The sequence below is a fragment of the Streptomyces sp. GLSS-08 genome (assembly GCF_056387915.1).
Window position 1 is genome coordinate 154,813 of the sequence record NZ_JBWJAQ010000011.1, and the last position, 22,651, is coordinate 177,463.

Sequence of the window (22,651 nt, forward strand, 5' to 3'; positions counted from 1 at the left end):
TTCCTGGGTCACCAGGGCGTCACAGGCTCGTCCCAGGACCCCGCGCCGCGACTCCGGGGCCACCCCGGGTGACGGGAGGACCGACGGACGACGATGGAGGGAATGGCGATGCAGGGGATCGCAGGGCAGGTGCCGCAGGGCCCCGAGGTGTGGATACGCGGGCCGGTCGCCGGACCGGACCAGGAGCTGCCGCAGCCCGCCCAAGGCTCCGTCACCGCACGCCGGTTCGCCTGGGTGGCCACCCACGGCGGGGCGGGCGCCAGCACGCTCGCCACCGTCTTCGGCGGCCATGACGCGGGCCGCAACTGGCCGCGGCCCGAGCAGGGCGACCCGGCTTCGCTGCTCCTCGTGGCGCGTACGCATGCCACGGGACTGCGGGCCGTCTCGCACACCCTGGACACCCTCCGGCGCGGAGACGTGCCGCCGGGACTCGACCTCGACGCCGTCGTCCTGGTCGCCGACGCGCCGGGCCGCCTGCCCCGCCAACTCGCCCAGCACGTAAAGGAGATCGGTGCGACGATCGACGTCTACCAGGTGCCGTGGGTGCCGGCGTGGCGGGTGGGCGACCTCGGCGGGGAACCGCCGCGCGAGTGCGAAGCGCTGGCCCGTCTGACCGGCGCGGCACCCCCGTCCTCCGGCAGACGGGGCCCCCGCTGACCCCCACAGCCCGGAACACCGGAACACCATCAGACCCACCAACCCACCAACACTCCGGACGAGCAGCCCGGGAGAAGACCCGCAGACCGGCCAACCCGCAGACCCGCAGACCGAGGGAGTCCGTCCCCCGACAGCCCATGGAAATCGACACGTACCGTTCCCTGTCGGCCGAGGACATCGCCACGGCCGTACGAGCGCGTGCCGTGAGCGCCGTCGAGGTGGTCACCGCCTGCCTCGCGCGGCTGGAGGCGGTGGAGCCGGTGCTGTGCGCGTTCACCGAGGTGTGGGGCACGCAGGCGCTCCGCCGGGCCCGCGAGGTGGACGCCCGGGTCGCCGCGGGCGAGCGGCCGGCCCTCGCGGGCGTCCCGATCGGGGTGAAGGGGCGCCACGGGCTGCGTACGGCGGCCGCGCTGGTCGCCGCCGGGTGCGTACCCGTGGGGGCGACGTCGGTGCCGGGTCCGGGGACGCCCTGGCAGACATGGGGGCTCGGGGCGCACGGGCGGACCGTCAACCCCTGGCGGCCCGATCGGACGCCGGGCGGTTCTTCGGCCGGGTCGGCGGCGGCGGTGGCCGCGGGCGTGGTGCCGATGGCGACCGGCAGCGACGGCGCCGGGTCGGTCCGTATCCCCGCCGCGTGGTGCGGTGTCCTCGGCCTCAAGACCACCAACGGCCGCCTCCCGTCGGCGGATCGTACGGGGCTCACGGCGGTCGGCGTCCTCACCCGGCACGCGTCCGACCTGGCGGCGTACTGGCGGGTCGTGTCCGCCGCCCCCGCACAGTCCGGCCCCGGGGACCACACCTCGCCCCCGCACCTCTTTCCGCCGGCCGACACGGCGGACCCGCCCCCGCGCCCCTCCTCCGAACGCCGTGCGGCATATCCGCGCCCACTCCCCGAAGCCCGAGCCGCACACCCGCGCCGACGCACGGATTCGGCCAACCTTCCCGCCACCGAGCCGCCCCGCGGGCCGGCGGGAGGCCCCGATGCCCCGGCTCCCGTCACCGCCGTCTGGTCCCCCGGTCTCGGTTTCGGCGGCACCGGCGCGGAGGCGGGCACCCTCGCGGCCGTCGCGTACGGGGCGGTGGAACGGCTCGTCCGCGCCGGGGTCGTACGGCTCGTGCCCGGGGACGTACGGCTGGTGGATCCCGGTCCCGCCTGGCTGGCGCTGCGCACGCCCGGAGCCGGTCCTGACGTCGCGCGGCCGGTCCGGGAGGAGAACGACCGGCGGCTCGCCGGGGTCTTCGCCCGGGTCGAGCTGCTGCTGACCCCGGTCACCCCGAACGCGCCGCACAGCCACGACGGTCCGGGCGACCGCTACTCCACCGCCCTCACCTGGGCGTTCAACCTCAGCGGTCACCCCGCGACGAGCGTTCCGGCGGGTTTCGGTCCCGACGGCTGCCCGGCCGGCCTTCAGCTGGTGGCCCGGCACGGCGGCGAGCCCCTGCTGCTGGCCGTCGCGCGTGCCGCCGCGAGCCGGGCCGGCCTCCGCTCCCCCGTGCCCCCGTCCGGAATCACGATCCCGGACGCCTGACCGTCAACGGCACGCGCGGCACGCGCACCCACCGGCCCGGTGCCGACAATCAGCGACAGCATTGTCTGCACGTGCATATACTGCGTACGCATGTGTCTGTCGTACGCATGTAATTGTCGTACGCCGAACATCCGGAGGGCCGCCCCATGTCCCGCTCCTTCCTCTTCCTTCTGGGCAGCAGCCGCCGCGACGGCAACACCGAACTGCTGGCCCGCCGCGCCGCCGAGCAACTGCCCGCCGACGTGGAGCAGCGCTGGCTGAGCCTCGCCGACCATCCGCTCCCCGACTTCGAGGACCTGCGTCACGACAGCGATCACGTCCGGCCCACCGAGGGCGCGGCGGGCCTGCTCCTCGACGCCACCCTCGCGGCGACCGACATCGTCATCGCCTCGCCGCTGTACTGGTACACGCTGTCCGCACCGGTCAAGCGCTACCTGGACCACTGGTCGGGCTGGCTGCGCACGCCGGGCGCCGACTTCAAGAAGACGCTGACCGGCCGCACCCTGTGGGGTGTCACGGCGCTGGCGCACACGGAGGAGGTGGTGGCCGACCCGCTGGTCGGCGCGCTGAACAACTCGGCCGCGTACCTGGGCATGCGCTTCGGCGGGGTCCTCCTCGGGAACGGCAGCAAGCCCGGTGACGTACTGAACGACTCCGCGGCGCTGGCCCGCGCGAAGACGTTCTTCGCGCGGGAGGCCCCGCTCGCCCGCTTCCCCTACGAGGAGCCCGGGGAAACGGCCGCCTGATGAGGGCGGGTCCGGCCTGCGCCGTGATGCCATTCGCCGTGAAGTCCTGTCCTTCGCCGTGATGCCCTACGCCGTGAAGTCCTGTCCTTCGCCGTGATGCCCTACGCCGTGATGTCCTTCGCCGCGAACCGCGCCCAGGCCGCGGAGCCGAACACGGCCGCGTACAGGGCCTGCAGTTCGAGATTGCGGACCATGTCCTGCCAGTACACCGGCTCCCGCATGAGGTCGGCGAAGGACAGCCAGTAGTGGGGGAAGAAGTACGGCTGGAGGGCGTGCAGCTGGGGGATCTGGTCGAGGATCTGGACGGTGACGAGAAGGCCGACCGTCGTCGCCATCGCCGCGATGCCGCTGTTGGTCAGCGTCGAGACGAACAGGCCGAGCGCCGCCGTTCCGGTCAGTGAGGCGGCGACGGCCAGCGCGATGAGCAGGGCCCTGCCGAAGCCCTCGGCGAGGCTGATCCGGGTCCCGGAGATCGTCGTCAGCTCCCCGAGCGGGAAGAGGAGGGCGCCCGCCGCGAGCGCCGATACGGTCACCACGAGGGTCGCGGCCAGGCAGAACGTCAGCACCGTCGCGTACTTGGTGACCAGCAGGCGGGTGCGGCCCGCGGGGGCGACCAGCAGATAGCGCAGGGTGCCCGCGTTCGCCTCGCCGGCGACGGCGTCGCCCGCGACGACACCGACCGCCATCGGCAGGAAGAAGGGGAGCGTCGCGGCGAGCGCCGTGAACACCAGGAACAGGCCGTTGTTGGTGATCTGCGAGATGAACGCCGGGCCCTCGCCGCCCCCGCCGCCCGCCGCCGAGCCGTCACTGGTCTCGATCTTCACGGCGACACCGATGAGGACGGGCACGGCCGCCAGCACGGCCAGCAGCGCGATCGTCCGCCAGCGCCGGAAGGTGGTGACCAGCTCGCTGCGGAACAGTCCGAGCGTCCACAGCGGACCCGGTTTCCGTACGGTGCGGTCGCCGGCCGCAGGTGCCGCCGCCTCAGCCCGCGACATCGAAGCCCTCTCCCGTCAGCGCCACGAACGCGTCCTCCAGGGACGCCCGCTCCACCCCGAAGCCGCGCACCCGCACGCCCGCCGTGACCAACGCGGCGTTCAGTTCGGCCGGTTCACGCTCCGGCGGCTCCGCGCTCACCCCTGTCTCCGTCACCACGAGATCGGTGACGCCCTGTTCCTTCAGCACCCGCGCCGCCTCGCCGGTGTCGGGGGTGGTCACCACGAGGCGCCCTCGCGCACCCGCCGCCAGCTCCGCCACCGGCCCCTGGATGATCAGCCGGCCCCGGGCCATCACGGCCGCGTGCGTGCACACCTGCTCGATCTCGTCGAGGAGGTGCGAGGACAGGAAGACGGTGGCGCCGTCGGACGCCAGCTCCCGTACCAGGGAGCGGATCTCGCGCATGCCCTGCGGGTCCAGGCCGTTGGTCGGCTCGTCGAGGACGAGCAGCCGCCGGGGCGTCAGGAGCGCGGCGGCGAGTCCCAGCCGCTGCTTCATGCCCAGGGAGTACGCCTTCGCCTTCTTGCCCGCGGCGGCGGTGAGGCCCACCCGGTCGAGCGCGGCCGCGACGCGGGTGCGCCGGGTGCGCGGGTCGGCGGTCGGGTCGGCGGCGTCGTACCGCAGGAGGTTGTCGCGCCCGGACAGGAACCCGTACAGGGCCGGGCCCTCGATGAGGGCGCCCACCTGCGGGAGCACGGCGCGCGCGGCGCGGGGCATCGGCTGCCCCAGCACGCGCGCCGTGCCGGACGTCGGGGCGATCAGGCCCATCAGCATGCGGATGGTGGTGGTCTTGCCCGAGCCGTTCGGCCCGAGGAAGCCGAAGACACTGCCCGCCGGGACGCTCAGATCGAGACCGTCGACGGCGAGCTGTCCGCCGCGGTAGCGCTTGGTGAGCGCGCGGGTGGCGATCACCGCGTCCACCAGCCCGGGCTCCGCGGCGGACGGCTCCTCCATGCGTTCCCTCGATTCGTCGGTCCCCGGCCCGCGGGACGCGGACCTACTTCGCGGCGGCGTCGGCCGCCTTCACCAGCGCTTCCTTGGTGACGGCACCGGCGTACACCTGGCCGTCGTCCGTGATCAGCGCGTTGACCAGCCGGGTCGAGAAGACCGTGCCCGAGCCGAACTTCCCGCTGACGTGGTCGCCGAGGGAGTTCAGGAAGCCGGAGACGTCACCGTTGCCGGAGGACTCCGACGGCATGCCCTGACCGCCCGTGTCGAACCGGGCGATCGTGGTCCAGCCCTCGCCGATGGTCTTCAGTCCGTCGAGTCCCTCGGCGAGGTCCTCGTCGGACTTCGGGGAGGACTTCGGGGAGGACTGCGGGGAGGACTGCGGGGAGGACTTCGGCGCGGAATGCGGCGCGGACTTCGGCCCCTTCGAGCCGGCCCCGGCGTCGCCCTCGGTGACCTTCGCGCCCTTCGGCGGGGTGAAGTCGAAGGTCGACGCGGCCGGCTTCGCGAAGTCGACCTGGGTGAAGCCGGCGTCCACGACCGCCGAGCCGCCGCTCGCCGGGGTGAGCGTGAACTTCAGCGGCGTACCGGTCTTCGCGTCGACGGCGACGGTGATCGCGCCGACCGTGGAACCGGACTGCTTCGGCTTGACGACCAGCCGGTACGCGTCCCGGCCGGCGACCTGCGCGGTGCCGTCGACGGTCACCGACGTGGTCTTGTCGACCGCCTTAAGCGCCTCCTCGGCCAGGTCCTGGGGCGTGGCCGGGACGTCCTCGGGCGCCTCGGACCTCTTCGCGCCCTCCGGAGCGGTCGAGTGGTAGACCTCGTTCGACTTGCTGTCGTAGGCCCAGACGTCCGCGCCGTTGTGGATGACGCTGTACTCGGCCGCCTTGTCCAGCAGCGACACCTTGCCCTTGTCGGGGCCGTCGGCCGCGACGCGCAGGGTGTGCGTGCCGGAGGCCAGCTCCATGAGCTTGGACGACGGGTCGGCGGAGGAGCCACCGCCCTTGCCGGCCGCCCCCGGGGCGAAGCTGCTCTCCAGACCGCCCAGATCGGGCAGCCCGAGGTCGGTGCTGATCTTCACCGTGCCGGACAGCCGCTGGGTGTCCGACTTGGCGATCTTCTCGATGAGTTGCTGAGCGGTGATCTTCGGCAGGTCGGGGTCGCCGGAGTCGGCGAGCGCCGGGACGAGCCCGATGGTCGCCGCCGCCACCCCCACCACCGCGACCGGGACGACGTACCGCGCGGCCTTGCGCCGGCCCGCGCTCACGTCGTCGGCCTCGTGGGCCAACGGGTCCTCGGATGCGTACGGTGTCATGTGTGCCTTTACCTCCGTCATCGGCGGCGGCCTTCAGTCACTGTCCTCGTCCACCCCTGCGCCGCCATTCTCACCCGAATTGATGAGGAGTGGTGCTTTCCATCTGACCAAATCCGCCGGGAAGAAGCGTCAGACCCCGGGCTCAACTCCGTGTACTGCTGCGGTATGACACGCAGGGGCGGTGCCTCCCCCGACCCGTAGGGGTCGTGTGGGGCAGACACCGCCCGCGGGACCGGGACTCGCTGTCAGCGCTGCACGAACACGTAGTCGGCCCGGTAGGGGACCCGCGCGATCGCGCCCGGTGTGCAGGACCCGGCCGGGGCCACTCCGCCCACCGTGTTGAGGCGCAGGATCTCGGCGGTGCCGGCCAGCAGCCCGCGCGGCTTTCCGGACGGGGTGGCCTTCAGGTCCAGTTCCGGGATGTTCCCGGCGCCGTTCGGCGTCCTGGCGAGCACCGCCCCGGTGACCGCGCTGCCGTCGGGCGCGACCCACTGCGGCGTACCGGAGTCGGGCGCCACGAACGAGTGCGCGATACGGCCGCCGAGCACGGCGCTGACGTCCCGTTGGGCGAAGGCGTGGCCGCCGCCCTCGACCGGCTTGCACGCGTAGATCTGCTCGCCCCTGACCACCGTCGCCTGGAAGCTGTCGAACGCGTGGCGGAAGTCGAAGGCGGTGGTGACGCGGTGGAGCTGACCGCGGAGTGCGCCGCCCGGGAACTCGGCGGTGTGCAGATCGGCGTAGAACGCGCCCGGGTCGCCGGTCAGCCGCTGGAGCAGGGCGGTGTCCTCGACCACGGCGGTGCCGGTGGCGCGGTGCCGCCCGCTCCTGCCCAGCCGCTCGGTGAAGTCCACCCGCACGTCGCCGTGGGTGCCCCTGGCTCCCTGGTGGAGGTGGAGGCGGGTCGGTCTGCCGGTGCCGCGCCAGGTCACGGCGACGGACACTCGGTCGCCGTCGACCTTGATGAATTCCAGGGCCGCGCCTTCCTCGTCGCGGGCGGCGGGACCGTCCGCCGCCGGCACCTCGTCGGCGCCGCGCAGACTGGCGGCGAGGATCGTGCCGCCGTCCGTCGGGACGGCTGTGCTGTCGGCGACCGCGGGATCGGCCGCGGCGGCGAGCGCGGCGGCCGAGGCCACCGCGACACCGGCCAGGGCAAGGCGCCTGCGGCGCGCCGCAGCTGTGACGTTCGATCCCATGATTCGTCGTCTCCCCGTGTCCCGGCCGCGCCCCCTGGCGTCGGCCTACAAAACGGGACTACGGAGCGGAAGGAGGTCCGCACTCAAAGTGATCACGTGACCCACGTCACAGACGCTCGGGTGCGTCCGGCGCACAGGGGCTCCGGGTGCGTCCGGCGCACAGGGGCTCCGGGTGCGTCCGGCGCGCAAGGACGACCGTGAAGAGTGGCACGAGGGCACAGCCCGAGGCGAGGGGCGGGGCCCGACGCGGGGAGCGGGACCCTCACCGGTCCGTCCACCGGCGGGCGGGCCGGTCAGCCGGCCCGGTGCACCACCGCGTCGCACAGCTCCAGGAGCGCCGCCTTGGCATCGCACTCCACCAGCGGCGCCAGCGCGGCCCGCGCGTCCTCGGCGTACCGCACGGTGTCCCGGCGGGCCTGCTCCAGCGCGGGATGTGCCCGCAGGCGGGTCAGCGCCTCGGCGTGCCGGGCGTCGTCCGTGAGGTCGGAGTCGAGCAGCTCGCACAGGGCGATGTCCTCGGCGAGCCCGAGGCGCTCCACCCGCTCGCGCAGCCGCAGCACCGGCAGCGTGGGGATCCCCTCGCGGAGGTCGGTCCCCGGCGTCTTGCCCGACTCGTGCGAGTCGGACGCGATGTCCAGGACGTCGTCGGCGAGCTGGAAGGCGACGCCGAGCCGCTCGCCGTACTGGGTGAGCACGTCCACGACCGTGTCGTCGGCGCCCGACATCATCGCGCCGAAACGGCAGGCCACGGCGACCAGCGAGCCGGTCTTGCCGCTGAGCACGTCGAGGTAGTGGTCGATCGGGTCGCGCTCGTCACGGGGGCCGGCGGTCTCCAGGATCTGGCCGGTGACCAGGCGTTCGAACGCCTCGGCCTGGACCCGGACGGCCTCCGGGCCGAGGTCGGCCAGGATGTGGGAGGCGCGGGCGAAGAGGAAGTCGCCGGTGAGGACGGCGATCGAGTTGTCCCAGCGGGTGTTGGCGCTGGGCACCCCGCGGCGCACCTCCGCCTCGTCCATCACGTCGTCGTGGTACAGCGTCGCGAGGTGGGTGAGCTCGACGACCACGGCCGAAGGCACGATGCCCGGCGCGTAGGGGTCCCCGAACTGGGCGGCGAGCATCACGAGCAGCGGCCTGAACCGCTTTCCGCCGGCCCGCACGAGGTGCTGGGCGGCCTCCGTGATGAAGGGGACCTCGCTCTTGGTGGCTTCGAGCAAGCCCTCTTCGACAGCCGTCAATCCTGCCTGGACATCGGCTTCGAGAGCCTGGTCCCGCACGCTCAGCCCGAAAGGCCCGACGACGGTCACGAGAGGTTCTCCTGTCTGCTGACGATCACATGGCGAACTCGGTCGATCATTCGGTCGATGACACGGTTTGTCGATGTGTCGCTGCCATCACTCAAGTCAGCGTATCCGGTCACGTTTCGATCACCACGAGCGCCCACCGCCCCCGTCCACGACTTCCCTCCCCCAGCGGGCGCAGTCGTGCCCGGGCGATACGGCATCACGGGCGGTATGTTCTTGATCACCCGATACGTCCTGACCTGTACCGAACCCACCGGAAGGCTCTCGTGCCGCGACGCGCCGCCGCCACCCGGCACGCCACGCGGCCCGGGGCACTCCACTCCCCGAGGTCACCGCGATGAGCACGCACATCCGTACGTCGTTCCCCTACGAGACGGCGCACGAGGACGTCCTGATCCCGCTGCCGGACGGGACACGCCTGTACGCGCGCGTGTGGCGCCCGGTCACCGACGAGCCCGTCCCGGCGCTCCTCGAATACCTCCCGTACCGCCTGACGGACTGGACCGCGCCCCGCGACTGGCAGCGCCACCCCTGGTACGCGGGGCACGGCTACGCCTCGGTCCGGGTGGACGTGCGCGGGCACGGCAACTCGGAGGGCCTGCCGGCGGACGAGCACGCGCAGGTGGAGGCGGCCGACGGGGTCGAGGTCGTCCACTGGCTCGCGGCACAGCCGTGGTGCACCGGGCGGGTCGGCATGTTCGGCCTCTCCCGGGGCGGCTTCGACTCCCTCCGGGTCGCGGCCCTCGCGCCCGAACCGCTCGAGGCCGTGGTCGCGGTCTGCTCGACGGACGACCGCTACGACAACGACCGGCACTACCTGGGTGGTTCCGTCCTGGCCTGCGACCTGCACGGCCGGGCGGCGGCCATGCTCGCCTTCGCCTCCCGCCCGCCGGACCCGCGCTACGTCGGTCAGGTGATGTGGCGCGACATGTGGGTGAGACGGCTGGAGGCCGTGACCCCCTTCGTCCACACCTGGCTGGAGCACCAGACGCGGGACGCCTACTGGCGGCGCGGCAGCGTGCGCGAGGACTACGGGTCGGTCAGGGCCGCGGTGCTCGCGGTCGGCGGCTGGCACGACCCGTACCGGGACACCGTCCTGCGCCTGGTCGAGCACCTTCCGGCGGACCGCGTACGCGGGCTGATCGGCCCCTGGTCGCACCAGTACCCAGACCGGGGGCTGCCGCCAGGCCCGGCGATCGGCTTCCTCCAGGAGACGCTGCGCTGGTGGGACCACTGGCTGAAACCCGGCCCCGACGGGGGTGCCACCCCGGCCGGGGGCGCCACCGGTGTCCTGTCCGAACCGCTCCTGCGCGCGTACATCAGCGACTCGCACGTCCCGGCCACGGTGTACCCGGCCCTGCCCGGCCGTTGGGTCGGGGAGGACGCCTGGCCCTCGCCGTCGGTGACACCGGTGTCGTACGCGCTGCGGGGCGCGCCCGTGCCGGTGCGCTCGCCGCTGCACACCGGGCTGGACGCCGGCCGCTTCCTGCCCCTCGGCAATGACGCCGACCTGCCGCCGGACCAGCGGGACGAGGACGCGAAGTCGGCGTGCTTCGAGTTCGAGGTGCGGGAGGAGACCTGGGTGCTGGGGCGGCCGAGGGTCTGTCTGCGGCTGACCTCGCCGGTGCCGCGCGGGCAGGTGGTCGCGCGGCTCTGCGACGTGTTCCCGGACGGGGCGTCGACGCTCGTCACGCGCGGCGTGCTGAACCTCTCCGCCCGCGAGGGCTCGGACCGGGCGGTGGAGTGGCCGCCCGGCGCGACCCGGGACGTGATGTTCGAGCTGAGCGGCATCGGTCACGCCTTCCCGCCGGGGCACCGCATCCGGCTCGCGGTCTCCTCGGCGTACTGGCCCTGGGTCTGGCCCCAGCCGGGCTCGGACGCCGGCTTCACGCTGCACCCGGACGGCAGTTCGCTCGAACTGCCCGTACGCGCGCGGGAGTCGGACCCCTCGATCACCTTCGAGGAGCCTGAGGAGTCGGCGCCGCTGGGCGCGGTCGTCCCGGCGACTCTGGACGAACCCCGCCCGCAACGGCTGGTCGTGCGGGATGTCGCCGCGGGCACCTGGCGACTGGAGGTGGACCCGGGCCTCGGCGGCACCCGGGTGTACCCCGACGGCCTCGAGGTCACGGAGGACGCCCTGGAGACGTACACGACCGGCCAGCGGGATCCCCTGTCCGCCCGCACCCGCTCGGACTGGTCGATCCGGTTCCACCGGCCGGACACCTCCTGGGACGCGCGCGTGGAGACCCACTCCCAAATCACCTGTGAGGCAGATGAGTTCATCACCTCGGACGAGGTGATCTGCCGGGACGGGGACGAGGTCGTCTTCCACCGGACGTGGGAGAGGCGCATCCCGCGCACGGCGGGTTAGGACGACCCGTCTGACAGTTCCCGTCGCCGCCCGGCGGGACTCGGCCCGGCACGCAGCGTCTCCCTCGGCGGCCTGCCCGCCCCCTCCCGGCGGCCCACCCGCTCCCACTCGCGGCAGCCCGCCCGGCCGCCGGGCCGCCGGGCCGCCGGGCCGCCGCGCCACCGGGCCTCCCCACCTTCGAGCCGCCGCCGGTAATGCCCGAGTTGCCTGCCTTAAATCCCCTTTCATGGCGCTTGTTGGCGTGAAATGGGTCACGCGCAAATCGATCTTTTCGCCAGTCCGGCCGGACAAGTATCCCTTTGCTAAAGGCAAGTTGAGTTTCACGTTCCGGTCTAATCGGACCATTTCTCCCCTGGCCAGAGGTAGATCAAATGCCTTGGCAGGGGAAATCGGGCCTTGTTTCGGACATGTGCTCTCGCATACGTTCACGTCGATCCGAGCGGACCCGCCTAATCCTGCCGCCGCTCGGTGACCCCACCCACCCACGCACGGCAGGAGCGGGGGACCCAGGTAAGCCGCCGGTCCGGATCAACGGAACGGCTCGGGGTTAAGTCGCATGTCACCGTGCGGCCGGGCACCTCCCAGCCCGAACCCGACAGCTCACCTCGCAGGCATCGGAGAGGAAGAGTTTCGTCATGGCCGTTCGAGGCAAGCACCGTCGTCCCGGAAACAACGCCCTCACCCGCGGGCTCATCGCCGCCGGAACGGGCGGAGCCGCACTCGCGCTCCCCCTCGTGGGCGCCACCGTTGCGCAGGCAGCGCAGCCGACGCAGGCCGTCCGGTCCGTGCCGGCCGCGGTCCCGCAGGTCCAGCTCGTCACCTACAAGGTGGCCCTGGGCGACACCCTGGCCAAGATCGCGCGTGAGCACACCGAGAACAGCGACTGGAAGAAGCTGTACGAGGCCAACCGCGCGGTCATCGGCAGCGACCCGTCACTGATCCGCCCGGGCCTGAAGCTGACGGTCGGCACGAAGACCGTCAAGGGCGCCGCGACCGGAACCACCACGGCCGCCAAGTCCGCCGTCACCCCCGCGTCCGTGAAGACGTACGCGAACAACCTGGACGGCTGGATCAGGGAAGCCCTGGACATCATGTCCCAGAAGGGCATCCCGGGCAGCTACGACGGCATCCACCGCAACATCATGCGCGAGTCGTCGGGCAACCCGCAGGCCATCAACAACTGGGACTCCAACGCGGTGGCCGGCACCCCGTCCAAGGGTCTCCTCCAGGTCATCGACCCGACCTTCGCCGCGTACCACGTGGACGGCACCTCGATGGACCCGTACGACCCCGTCGCGAACATCACGGCGGCCTGCAACTACGCGGCCGACAAGTACGGTTCGATCGACAACGTCTTCGGCGCGTACTGATCACCGTGCGGGGCCCCGCGCACTGATCACTCGTGCGGGCCCCCGCGCACTGATTCCCGCGCGGGGCCCCGCCTACCGGGCCCCGTGCAGGACCGCGCCGGGTGCTCGCCGCCCGACGGCGTCCGCCGTTCCCCGGTCCCCAGGGCCGGGGAACAGCCGTTCCAGGACGACCGCGATGCCGTCCTCCTCGTTCGAGAGAGTGATCTCGTCCGCCACCGCCCTGAGTTCGGGATGGGCGTTGGCCATGGCGACACCATGGGCGGCCCAGTCGAACATGGGGATGTCGTTCGGCATGTCACCGAAGGCGATCGTGGCCGACGCCGACAGACCGAGGTGCCCGGCGGCGAGCGCGAGGCCCGTCGCCTTCGTCACGCCGCATGGCTGGAGTTCGACGGTGCCGGGTCCCGACATGGTGACGGTCGCCAGGGAACCGACCGTCGCCCTGGCCGCCGACGCCAACTCGTCGTCGGACAGGAAGGGATGACGGAGCAGCACCTTGCTGATCGGCTCCGCCCAGAGGTCGTCGCGCCGTAGCACCCGCACCGCGGGCAGCGTCGGGTGCGGCATGAGGTAGCCCGGTTCGATGAGCGTGAGCCCGTCCACCCCGTCCTGGTCCACGGCGGCGAAGACCTGCCCGACCTCGGCCTCGATCTTGCCGAGCGCGGTCTCGGCCAGCTCCCGGTCCAGGGTCACCGACCACAGCAGACGGCCGGCCCCGGCGTCGTACAGCTGCGCGCCCTGGCCGCACACCGCGAGCCCCCCGCCGCCGAGTTCGTCGAGCAGCGGGCGCACCCTCGGCGCCGGGCGTCCGGTCACCACGAGATGCCGGCCGCCCGCCTCGGCCACCCTCGCCAACGCGGCCCGCGACCGGTCGGAGAGCGTGTCGTCGCCGCGCAGCAGCGTTCCGTCCAGGTCAGTGGCGATGAGTGAATATGCAGTCGGAGCGGCCATGATCCGAAGAATACGGATCCCGCGCCCCAACGGCCCGGCGGGAACCGGACGACGTCCGGTATCCCGGCAGCAACGCCGGTCCCCCGCAAGGGATCACGCGCCGCGCATCACCGGGTCCGTACGAAGCGGCCGCCGCGGGTGCCCGCGCCGGAAGGCGGCGATCGGCCCGCCGGCACGGCTCGACCGGACATTGCGAACTCTTCGGACGCGGTGCGCGGTCCGTCACGGGACCTGCCTCCGCTCGCCTCTCCCACGTAACGTGTGCCGCGACCACCTGGAACGCGTGGAACACATGGATCGACGCGTGACACACATGGATCACTGGCGAGCACGAAAGCGAGGCAGCACCCGATGCCCCCCTTCGACGTCCCCGAGGGCGACCCCTTCGGTCCGCACAATCTTCCGTACGGCGTGTTCTCCCCAGCGGGTTCCGGCAGCTCCGCGGAGGGGTCAGGCCGTGCTCCGTCCTCCGGCGCGCGACGGGTGGGCGTCCGGCTCGGCGACCGCGTGCTCGACGCGGGCGCCGCGGCACGGGCGCTCGGCTCCCCCTACGAGACCCTGCTCGCGCGGCCGACCCTCAACCCCCTGCTCGCCGCGGGCCGCACCGCCTGGTCGGACGTGCGGCGCGCGCTCACCGCGTGGGTGACGGTCCCGGCGCACCGGGAGACGATCGAGCCGCTGCTGTACCCGCTGTCCGAGGTCACCCTGCACCTGCCCTTCGAGGTGGCGGACTACGTCGACTTCTACGCCTCCGAGAACCACGCCCGCAACGTAGGACAGATCTTCCGCCCGGACGCGGAGGACTCCCTCACCCCCAACTGGAAGCACCTCCCGATCGGTTATCACGGGCGGTCCGGCACGGTCGTCGTGTCGGGGACCGACGTGATCCGTCCGTCGGGCCAGCGCAAGGCACCCGCGGACGCCGCGCCGGTCTTCGGTCCGTCCGTCCGCCTGGACATCGAGGCGGAGGTCGGCTTCGTCGTCGGGGCGCCCTCCGAACCGGGCACCTCCGTCCCCCTGTCGGCGTTCCGCGACCACGTCTTCGGCCTCTGCCTCCTCAACGACTGGTCGGCGCGCGACATCCAGGCCTGGGAGTACGTGCCGCTCGGCCCCTTCCTCGGCAAGTCGTTCGCCACCTCGGTGTCGGCGTGGATCACCCCGCTCGACGCGCTGGAGGACGCGCGGGTGGCACCGCCGGAGCGCACGCACCCGCTGCTGCCCTACCTGGACGACGCCTCGGAGGACCCCGGCGGCTACGACCTGCGGATCTCCGTCGCGATCAACGGCCACCAGGTCTCCGAGCCGCCGTTCTCCAGCATGTACTGGACGGCGGCGCAGCAGCTGACGCACATGACGGTCAACGGGGCGTCCCTGCGGACCGGCGACCTGTACGGCTCCGGGACGGTGAGCGGTCCCGCGGAAGGCGAGCGCGGTTCCCTGCTGGAGCTGACCTGGAACGGCCGCGACGCCCTCGAAGTCCCCGACGGCAACCGGACGTTCCTCCAGGACGGCGACGAGGTGACCCTCACGGCCTGGGCGCCGGGGCCGGGCGGGACCCGGGTGGGCCTCGGCGAGGTGACCGGCAGGGTCGTACCGAGGAACTGACCCGGGCCGGTCGCGGTGGGGCGCGTCCTGCCCCGCCCGCCGCCGCTACATCCAGTCCTCCGGCTCGGGCTCGAACCCCTCGTCCATCTCGGGCCAGTCCGGGTCGGGGGCACCGGCGGAACCGGAGCCCCGGCCGGAGTCAGGGCCCGGCGCGGAACCGGAGCGCCGGCCGGAGTCCGGGCCGGGTTCCGAACCGGAGTCCGGGCCCGGTTCGGCAGCGGCGGCCGTCGCACCCGGGCCGGGTTCGGCGGCCGGAGCACCGCTCACGGACGCGAGCGCCGCGAGGACTCCCTCCCCGTACGTCGCCAGCTTCTTCTCGCCGACGCCGCTGATCCCGCCCAGCTCCGCGACCGAGGCCGGCGCCGCGGTGGCGATCTCCCGGAGGGTGGCGTCGTGGAAGATGACGTACGCCGGGACGCCCTGCTCCTTCGCCTGGGCCGCGCGCCAGGAGCGCAGCGCCTCGAAGACGGGGACCAGCTCGGCGGGCAGCTCGGCCACCGCGGCCTTGGACTTCCTCTCCCCCCGGCCCGACCCGGACCGGGACGTGACCGGCTTCGGCGCCTCCTTGCGCAACGGCACCTGGCGCTCGCGCCGCAGCACCGTCCCGCTGGCCTCGGTCAGCACCAGCGTGCCGTAGTCCCCCTCGACCGCGAGCAGGCCCTGGGCCAGCAACTGCCGGACGACACCGCGCCATTCGGACTCCGAGAGATCCTCGCCGATGCCGAACACGGACAGCTGGTCGTGGTCGAACTGGATCACCTTGGCCGTCCGCCGGCCCAGCAGGATGTCGACGATCTGGACCGCCCCGAACTTCTGCCCCCGCTCCCGCTGCAACCGGACGATCGTCGAGAGGAGCTTCTGCGCGGCGACCGTCCCGTCCCAGGTCTCCGGCGGGGCCAGGCAGGTGTCGCAGTTGCCGCAGCGGTCCGCCTGGGGGTCCTGGCCGAAGTAGGCGAGGAGCTGGGAGCGCCGGCACTGGACGGTCTCGCACAGCGCCAGCATCGAGTCCAGGTGGGCGGCCGCCCGGCGGCGGAACGCCTCGTCGCCCTCGCTGCCCTGGATGAGCTTGCGCTGCTGCACCACGTCCTGCAGCCCGTACGCCATCCAGGCCGTGGACGGCAGTCCGTCGCGGCCCGCGCGGCCCGTCTCCTGGTAGTACCCCTCGACGGACTTGGGGAGGTCGAGGTGGGCGACGAACCGCACGTCCGGCTTGTCGATGCCCATGCCGAATGCGATGGTCGCGACGACGACGAGCCCCTCCTCCCGGAGGAAACGCGACTGGTGCGCCGCGCGGGTGCCCGCGTCGAGCCCCGCGTGATAGGGCACCGCCTCGATGCCGTTGCGCGAGAGGAACTCGGCCGTCTTGTCGACCGAGTTGCGCGAGAGGCAGTAGACGATGCCCGCGTCGCCCGCGTGCTCCTCGCGCAGGAAGGACAGCAGCTGCTTCTTGGGGTCGGCCTTGGGGACGATGCGGTACTGGATGTTGGGCCGGTCGAAGCTCGCCACGAAGTGACGGGCGTCCGGCATGCCCAGACGCTGGGTGATCTCGCGGTGCGTCGCGTCGGTGGCCGTCGCGGTCAGCGCGATGCGGGGGACGTCGGGCCAGCGCTCGCCCAGCAGGGAGAGGGCCAGGTAGTCGGGGCGGAAGTCGTGACCCCACTGGGCCACGCAGTGCGCCTCGTCGATCGCGAAGACCGAGATCTTGGCACGCGACAGCAGATCCAGCGTGCCCTGCAGTCGCAGCCGCTCCGGAGCCAGATAGAGCAGGTCCAGCTCTCCGGCCAGGAACTCCGCCTCGACGACGCGCCGCTCGTCGAAGTCCTGCGTGGAGTTCATGAACCCGGCCCGCACGCCGAGCGCCCGCAGCGCGTCCACCTGGTCCTGCATCAGCGCGATGAGGGGGGAGACGACGACCCCCGTGCCCGGTCTGACCAGGGCCGGGATCTGGTAGCACAGGGACTTGCCGCCGCCGGTCGGCATGAGGACGACGGCGTCACCGCCGTCGACCACGTGGTCGATGACGGCGCCCTGCTCGCCGCGGAAGGCCTCGTACCCGAAGACCCGGTGGAGCGTGGCCAGTGCCTCGCTCGCCGCCGGTCCCGCCGTCACGTCCGCTCCGGTCACCACAGCTGTCCCGCCCATCCCGCTCATCGCCCGTCGTCCCCCGTATGTCGTGCTTCGCCCACGACAGCCACCATAGGGCTACGCACCGACAGCCCCGGGAGTTGTCCACAGGCTGCGACCGTTCCGTTCCGTTGCGCCACGCACATGTGTTCCACGAACACCGCGGCGCGGCGCGCGCGGGCGGCTCCGGTCCTCCGTCCTTCCGTACGCACGCGGGCGGGGCAACCCGTACGCCGCGCGGGCCCCGGTCCTCCGTACGCGCGCGGGCCCCGGTTCTCCGGGGGGAGGCCGGGGCCCGGCACGTACGCGGTCGCTCTAGCGGACGAAGACTCCCGCCTGGCCCGCCAGGTCCAGGAAGTACTGGGGCGCCACACCCAGCACCAGCGTGACCGCCACGCCGACCGCGATCGCCGTCGTGGTCAGCGGCGACGGCACGGCGACCGTCGGGCCCTCCGGGCGCGGCTCGCTGAAGAACATGAGCACGATCACCCGGATGTAGAAGAAGGCCGCGATCGCCGACGAGATCACACCGACCACGACGAGCGCGCCCGCGCCGCCTTCCGCCGCCGCCTTGAACACGGCGAACTTCCCGGCGAACCCGGAGGTCAGCGGGATACCGGCGAAGGCCAGCAGGAAGACCGCGAACACGGCCGCCACCAGTGGGGACCTGCGTCCGAGGCCCGCCCACTTGGACAGGTGTGTGGCCTCGCCGCCCGCGTCCCTGACCAGGGTGACGACCGCGAAGGCACCGATCGTCACGAACGAGTACGCGCCCAGGTAGAAGAGCACGGACGAGACACCGTCGGGCGTCGTCGCGATGACACCCGCGAGGATGAAGCCCGCGTGCGCGATGGACGAGTACGCGAGGAGCCGCTTGATGTCGGTCTGGGTGATCGCGACGATCGCGCCGCCCAGCATGGTGACGACCGCGACGCCCCACATGACCGGCCGCCAGTCCCAGCGCAGGCCCGGCAGGACCACGTACAGGAGGCGGAGCAGGGCGCCGAACGCGGCCACCTTGGTCGCCGCCGCCATGAAGCCGGTGACCGGGGTGGGCGCGCCCTGGTAGACGTCCGGGGTCCACATGTGGAACGGCACCGCGCCGACCTTGAACAGCAGTCCCATGACGACCATCGCGACGCCGATGAGCAGCAGCGTGTCGTTGCCCATGGTGCCGGCGAGCGCGGGATCGACGTTCTGCACGGTGCCGTCGACGACCTGCGCGACGGTCGCGTACGACACCGAGCCCGCGTAGCCGTACAGCAGGGCGATGCCGAACAGGGTGAACGCGGAGGCGAAGGCGCCGAGCAGGAAGTACTTGACCGCGGCCTCCTGCGACAGGAGCCGCTTGCGGCGGGCCAGGGCGCACAGCAGGTACAGCGGGAGCGAGAAGACCTCCAGGGCGACGAACAGCGTCAGCAGGTCGTTCGCCGCCGGGAAGACCAGCATGCCGCCGATCGCGAAGAGCAGGAGCGGGAACACCTCGGTGGTGGTGAACCCGGCCTTCACGGCGGCCTTCTCGCTGTCGCTGCCGGGCACGGACGCGGCCTGCGCGGCGAAGGAGTCGACGCGGTTGCCGTGCGCCTCGGGGTCGAGCCGCCGCTCGGCGAAGGTGAAGACGCCGAGCAGTCCGGCCAGCAGGATCGTGCCCTGCAGGAAGAGGGCGGGGCCGTCGACGGCGACCGCGCCCATGGCGGCGATGTGCGCCTTCGTCGTGCCGTACCCGCCGGCCGCGAGCGCCACGACCGCGGCGAAGGCGGCGGCGAGCGCGACGACGGACAGGAACACCTGCGCGTAGTAGCGGGACTTGCGAGGCACGAACGCCTCGATCAGGACCCCGGCGACAGCCGCCCCGATGACGATCAGGGTGGGGGACAGCTGCCCGTATTCGATCTTCGGCGCGTCGATCTTCGAGATCGGGTCGGCCGCGGTTGTCCACAGGCTGTGGACGGCTACTGCGCTCACTTGGCCGCCTCCACCTCGGGCTTGGGGTCCTTCTTGTGTACATCTGACATGGTCTGCTGCACCGCCGGGTTCACGATGTCGGTGAGCGGCTTCGGGTAGACGCCCAGGAAGATCAGCAGCGCGATCAGCGGGGCGACGACCAGGAGCTCACGCACCCTGAGGTCGGGCATCTCGGCGACCTCCGCCTTCACCGGGCCCGTCATCGTCCGCTGGTAGAGGACGAGCGTGTAGAGCGCGGCGAGGACGATGCCGAGGGTGGCGATGATGCCGATGACCGGGTAGCGCGAGAACGTGCCGACCAGGACCAGGAACTCGCTCACGAAGGGCGCGAGTCCGGGCAGCGAGAGGGTCGCCAGGCCACCGATCAGGAACGTGCCCGCGAGCACCGGGGCGACCTTCTGCACTCCCCCGTAGTCGGCGATCAGGCGCGAACCGCGCCGCGAGATCAGGAATCCGGCCACCAGCATCAGGGCGGCGGTCGAGATCCCGTGGTTGACCATGTAGAGCGTCGCACCGGACTGGCCCTGGCTGGTCATCGCGAAGATGCCGAGGATGATGAAGCCGAAGTGCGAGATCGACGCGTACGCCACCAGCCGCTTGATGTCCCGCTGGCCGACCGCGAGCAGCGCCCCGTAGATGATGCTGATCAGCGCCAGTACGAGGATGACGGGCGTCGCCCACTTCGAGGCCTCCGGGAACAGCTGGAGGCAGAAGCGCAGCATCGCGAACGTGCCGACCTTGTCGACCACCGCGGTGATCAGCACGGCGACCGGGGCCGTGGCCTCGCCCATGGCGTTCGGCAGCCAGGTGTGCAGCGGCCACAGGGGCGCCTTCACCGCGAACGCGAAGAAGAAGCCGAGGAACAGCCACCGCTCGGTGTTCGTCGCCATGTCCAGCGTGCCGGCGGCCCGGGCCTCGGCGATCTCCTGGAGCGAGAAGTTCCCGGCTACCACGTACAGACCGATGACGGCGGCCAGCATGATCAGGCCGCCGACCAGGTTGTAGAGGAGGAACTTCACGGCGGCGTACGAGCGCTGCGTGGCCGCCGCCGCGTCGCCGTGCTCGTGGGCCCGGTCCCCGAAGCCGCCGATGAGGAAGTACATCGGGATCAGCATGGCTTCGAAGAAGATGTAGAAGAGGAAGACGTCGGTGGCCTCGAAGGAGAGGATCACCATCGCCTCGACGGCCAGGATCAGGGCGAAGAAACCCTGGGTCGGCCGCCAGCGGCTGCTTCCGGTCTCCTGCGGGTCGGCGTCGTGCCAGCCGGCCAGGATCACGAACGGGATCAGCAGGGCGGTCAGCGCGACGAGCGCCACCCCGATGCCGTCCACACCCAGCTCGTACCTGACCCCGAAGTCGGCGATCCAGGAATGGGACTCGGTGAGCTGGTACCGGTCGCCGCCGGGTTCGAAACGGACCAGGACGACCGCGGCCAGGACGAGCGTGACGAGCGAGACGAACAGCGCCAGCCACTTGGCCGCGACGCGACGCGCGGCCGGCACCGCGGCCGTGGCGATCGCCCCGAGGGCCGGGAGCGCCGCCGTCGCTGTCAGCAGGGGGAAGACTGTGTTGGATCCAGACATTCGGTATCAGACCGCCCTCATCAGCAGGGTCGCGGCGATGAGGACCGCCGCACCGCCGAACATCGAGACCGCGTACGAGCGCGCGTAGCCGTTCTGCAGCTTGCGCAGCCGTCCGGAGAGGCCGCCGACCGAAGCCGCCGTGCCGTTGACGACGCCGTCGACCAGGGTGTGGTCGACGTACACCAGGGAGCGCGTGAGGTGCTCCCCGCCGCGCACCAGCACGACGTGGTTGAAGTCGTCCTGGAGCAGGTCGCGCCGGGCCGCCCGGGTGAGCAGGGACCCGCGCGGGGCGACCGCCGGGACGGGCCGGCGCCCGTACTGCGCGTACGCGACGGCGACGCCGACGACGAGCACGGCCATCGTGGCGAGGGTGACCGTCAGGGCGCTGACCGGGGAATCGCCGTGGTCGTGCCCGGTGACCGGCTCCAGCCAGTGCAGGAAGCGGTCGCCGATGCTGAAGAAGCCGCCCGCGAAGACCGACCCGAAGGCCAGCACGATCATGGGGATCGTCATGGACTTCGGCGACTCGTGCGGGTGGGGTGCACCCGTCGCGGCAGCGGCATGACCGGAAGCGGCCTCGCCGCTGTGCTCCGCCACGGGTTCCACGCTCGGCTCGGCCGGGGACGGCGTCGGCGCGTCGCGCCAGCGCTCTTCACCGAAGAACGTCATCAGCATCACGCGCGTCATGTAGTACGCGGTGATGGCCGCGCCCAGCAGGGCCGCGCCGCCGAGGATCCAGCCCTCGGTGCCGCCCTTGGCGAACGCCGCTTCGATGATCTTGTCCTTGGAGAAGAAGCCGGACAGGCCGGGGAAGCCGATGATGGCGAGGTAACCGAGGCCGAACGTGATGAAGGTGACCGGCATGTACTTGCGGAGGCCGCCGTACCTGCGCATGTCGACCTCGTCGTTCATGCCGTGCATGACCGAACCGGCACCGAGGAAGAGCCCGGCCTTGAAGAAGCCGTGCGTCACCAGGTGCATGATCGCCCAGACGTAGCCGATGGGGCCGAGGCCCGCGGCCAGCACCATGTAGCCGATCTGCGACATGGTCGAGCCGGCCAGCGCCTTCTTGATGTCGTCCTTCGCGCAACCGACGATCGCACCGAACAGGAGCGTGACGGCACCGACGACGGTGACGACCAGCTGCGCGTCCGGCGCGGCGTTGAAGATCTCTCCGGAGCGGACGATCAGATAGACGCCCGCGGTCACCATGGTCGCGGCGTGGATGAGGGCGGAGACCGGGGTCGGGCCCTCCATCGCGTCGCCCAGCCAGGACTGGAGCGGCACCTGGGCGGACTTGCCGCAGGCGGCGAGCAGCAGCATCAGGCCGATGGCCGTCAGTTTCCCCTCACCGGAGTCGTCCACGCTGTTGAGCACCGGCCCGAAGGCGAAGGTCCCGAAGGTCGTGAACATCAGCATGATGGCGATCGACAGGCCCACGTCACCGACGCGGTTGACCAGGAAGGCCTTCTTCGCGGCGGTGGCGGCGCTGGGCTTGTGCTGCCAGAAACCGATCAGCAGGTACGAGGCGAGGCCGACGCCCTCCCAGCCGACGTACAGCAGGAGGTAGTTGTCGGCGAGGACGAGCAGCAGCATCGCCGCGAGGAACAGGTTCAGATAGCCGAAGAAGCGGCGGCGGCGCTCGTCGTGCTCCATGTACCCGATCGAGTACAGGTGGATCAGCGAGCCGACACCGGTGATCAGCAGCACGAACGTCATCGACAGCTGGTCGAGCTGGAAGGCGACGTCCGCCTGGAAGCCCTCGACGGGCACCCAGCTGAACAGGTGCTGGGCCATGGCCCGGTGCTCCTCGTCCTGCCCCAGCATGTCGGCGAAGAGGACCGCGCCGATCACGAAGGAGGCGGCCGCGAGGGCCGTGCCGATCCAGTGCCCGACGGCGTCCAGCCGCCGGCCGCCGCACAGCAGGACGGCCGCTCCGAGCAGCGGCGCCGCTACCAGCAGCGCAATCAGATTCTCAGCGTTAGACACGGTTC

General features: G+C 72.0%; 16 protein-coding genes and 1 riboswitch. Of the genes, 6 read left to right on the plus strand and 10 right to left on the minus strand.

Annotation, left to right across the window (positions count from 1 at the left end):
• Positions 1-108: 108 nt before the first annotated feature.
• From AC0ZLC_RS21120 to AC0ZLC_RS21130, 3 genes are all read left to right on the plus strand, one after another.
• Positions 109-657, plus strand: coding sequence for a DUF6668 family protein (locus tag AC0ZLC_RS21120; RefSeq protein ID WP_476753505.1), 549 nt, complete (start codon positions 109-111; stop codon positions 655-657).
• A gap of 137 nt (positions 658-794) precedes the next feature.
• On the plus strand, positions 795-2,186 hold the full coding sequence (locus AC0ZLC_RS21125; RefSeq protein ID WP_476753506.1) for an amidase: 1,392 nt from the start codon (positions 795-797) through the stop codon (positions 2,184-2,186).
• Positions 2,187-2,332: 146 nt separating this feature from the next.
• The gene (locus AC0ZLC_RS21130) at positions 2,333-2,932 is read left to right on the plus strand and encodes a flavodoxin family protein (RefSeq protein WP_476753507.1); all 600 of its coding nucleotides are present in this window, start codon (positions 2,333-2,335) and stop codon (positions 2,930-2,932) included.
• 101 nt (positions 2,933-3,033) lie between these two features.
• Here the strand turns inward: AC0ZLC_RS21130 and AC0ZLC_RS21135 are convergent, their stop codons facing one another.
• The 5 genes from AC0ZLC_RS21135 to AC0ZLC_RS21155 all read right to left on the minus strand — a co-directional run bounded on the left by AC0ZLC_RS21135 (position 3,034) and on the right by AC0ZLC_RS21155 (position 8,691).
• Complete coding sequence (locus tag AC0ZLC_RS21135; RefSeq protein WP_476753508.1) at positions 3,034-3,930, minus strand: ABC transporter permease; 897 nt, start codon at positions 3,928-3,930, stop codon at positions 3,034-3,036.
• On the minus strand, positions 3,917-4,882 hold the full coding sequence (locus AC0ZLC_RS21140) for an ABC transporter ATP-binding protein (protein ID WP_476753509.1): 966 nt from the start codon (positions 4,880-4,882) through the stop codon (positions 3,917-3,919). Before AC0ZLC_RS21140 ends, AC0ZLC_RS21135 begins: the two co-directional genes overlap by 14 nt.
• A 43-nt stretch (positions 4,883-4,925) precedes the next feature.
• Positions 4,926-6,194 (minus strand): LolA family protein, encoded by a 1,269-nt coding sequence (locus tag AC0ZLC_RS21145; protein ID WP_476753510.1) that lies wholly within the window; start codon positions 6,192-6,194, stop codon positions 4,926-4,928.
• A 245-nt stretch (positions 6,195-6,439) separates the two neighbouring features.
• A complete protein-coding gene (locus AC0ZLC_RS21150) occupies positions 6,440-7,387 on the minus strand; it encodes a CHRD domain-containing protein (protein WP_476753511.1) in 948 nt (315 codons plus the stop codon).
• A 293-nt stretch (positions 7,388-7,680) separates the two neighbouring features.
• Positions 7,681-8,691, minus strand: coding sequence for a polyprenyl synthetase family protein (locus tag AC0ZLC_RS21155; RefSeq protein ID WP_476753512.1), 1,011 nt, complete (start codon positions 8,689-8,691; stop codon positions 7,681-7,683).
• Between the two features lie 334 nt (positions 8,692-9,025).
• Between AC0ZLC_RS21155 and AC0ZLC_RS21160 the strand changes: the two genes are divergently transcribed.
• Positions 9,026-11,059 carry a CocE/NonD family hydrolase gene (locus AC0ZLC_RS21160; RefSeq protein WP_476753513.1) on the plus strand — a complete coding sequence of 678 codons (2,034 nt, stop codon included), beginning with the start codon at positions 9,026-9,028 and terminating at the stop codon, positions 11,057-11,059.
• 469 nt (positions 11,060-11,528) lie between these two features.
• Positions 11,529-11,688, plus strand: a riboswitch (cyclic di-AMP (ydaO/yuaA leader).
• 6 nt (positions 11,689-11,694) lie between these two features.
• Positions 11,695-12,429, plus strand: coding sequence for a LysM peptidoglycan-binding domain-containing protein (locus tag AC0ZLC_RS21165; RefSeq protein WP_476753514.1), 735 nt, complete (start codon positions 11,695-11,697; stop codon positions 12,427-12,429).
• A gap of 72 nt (positions 12,430-12,501) precedes the next feature.
• Here AC0ZLC_RS21165 and AC0ZLC_RS21170 read toward each other — a convergent pair whose 3' ends face one another.
• Positions 12,502-13,380 (minus strand): HAD family hydrolase, encoded by an 879-nt coding sequence (locus AC0ZLC_RS21170; protein WP_476753515.1) that lies wholly within the window; start codon positions 13,378-13,380, stop codon positions 12,502-12,504.
• 351 nt (positions 13,381-13,731) lie between these two features.
• Between AC0ZLC_RS21170 and fahA the strand changes: the two genes are divergently transcribed.
• Positions 13,732-14,985 (plus strand): fumarylacetoacetase, encoded by a 1,254-nt coding sequence (gene fahA, locus AC0ZLC_RS21175; RefSeq protein WP_476753516.1) that lies wholly within the window; start codon positions 13,732-13,734, stop codon positions 14,983-14,985.
• Positions 14,986-15,030: 45 nt separating this feature from the next.
• Here the strand turns inward: fahA and recQ are convergent, their stop codons facing one another.
• From recQ to nuoL, 4 genes are all read right to left on the minus strand, one after another.
• A complete protein-coding gene (recQ, locus tag AC0ZLC_RS21180; protein WP_476753517.1) occupies positions 15,031-17,127 on the minus strand; it encodes a DNA helicase RecQ in 2,097 nt (698 codons plus the stop codon).
• Positions 17,128-17,424: 297 nt separating this feature from the next.
• The gene (gene nuoN / locus AC0ZLC_RS21185; RefSeq protein ID WP_476753518.1) at positions 17,425-19,074 is read right to left on the minus strand and encodes an NADH-quinone oxidoreductase subunit NuoN; all 1,650 of its coding nucleotides are present in this window, start codon (positions 19,072-19,074) and stop codon (positions 17,425-17,427) included.
• On the minus strand, positions 19,071-20,657 hold the full coding sequence (locus AC0ZLC_RS21190) for an NADH-quinone oxidoreductase subunit M (RefSeq protein ID WP_476753519.1): 1,587 nt from the start codon (positions 20,655-20,657) through the stop codon (positions 19,071-19,073). The genes nuoN and AC0ZLC_RS21190 overlap by 4 nt, the downstream gene beginning before the upstream one ends.
• 6 nt (positions 20,658-20,663) lie before the next feature.
• Positions 20,664-22,646, minus strand: a complete 1,983-nt coding sequence (nuoL, locus tag AC0ZLC_RS21195) for an NADH-quinone oxidoreductase subunit L (RefSeq protein WP_476753520.1) — start codon at positions 22,644-22,646, stop codon at positions 20,664-20,666.
• Positions 22,647-22,651 lie beyond the last annotated feature (5 nt).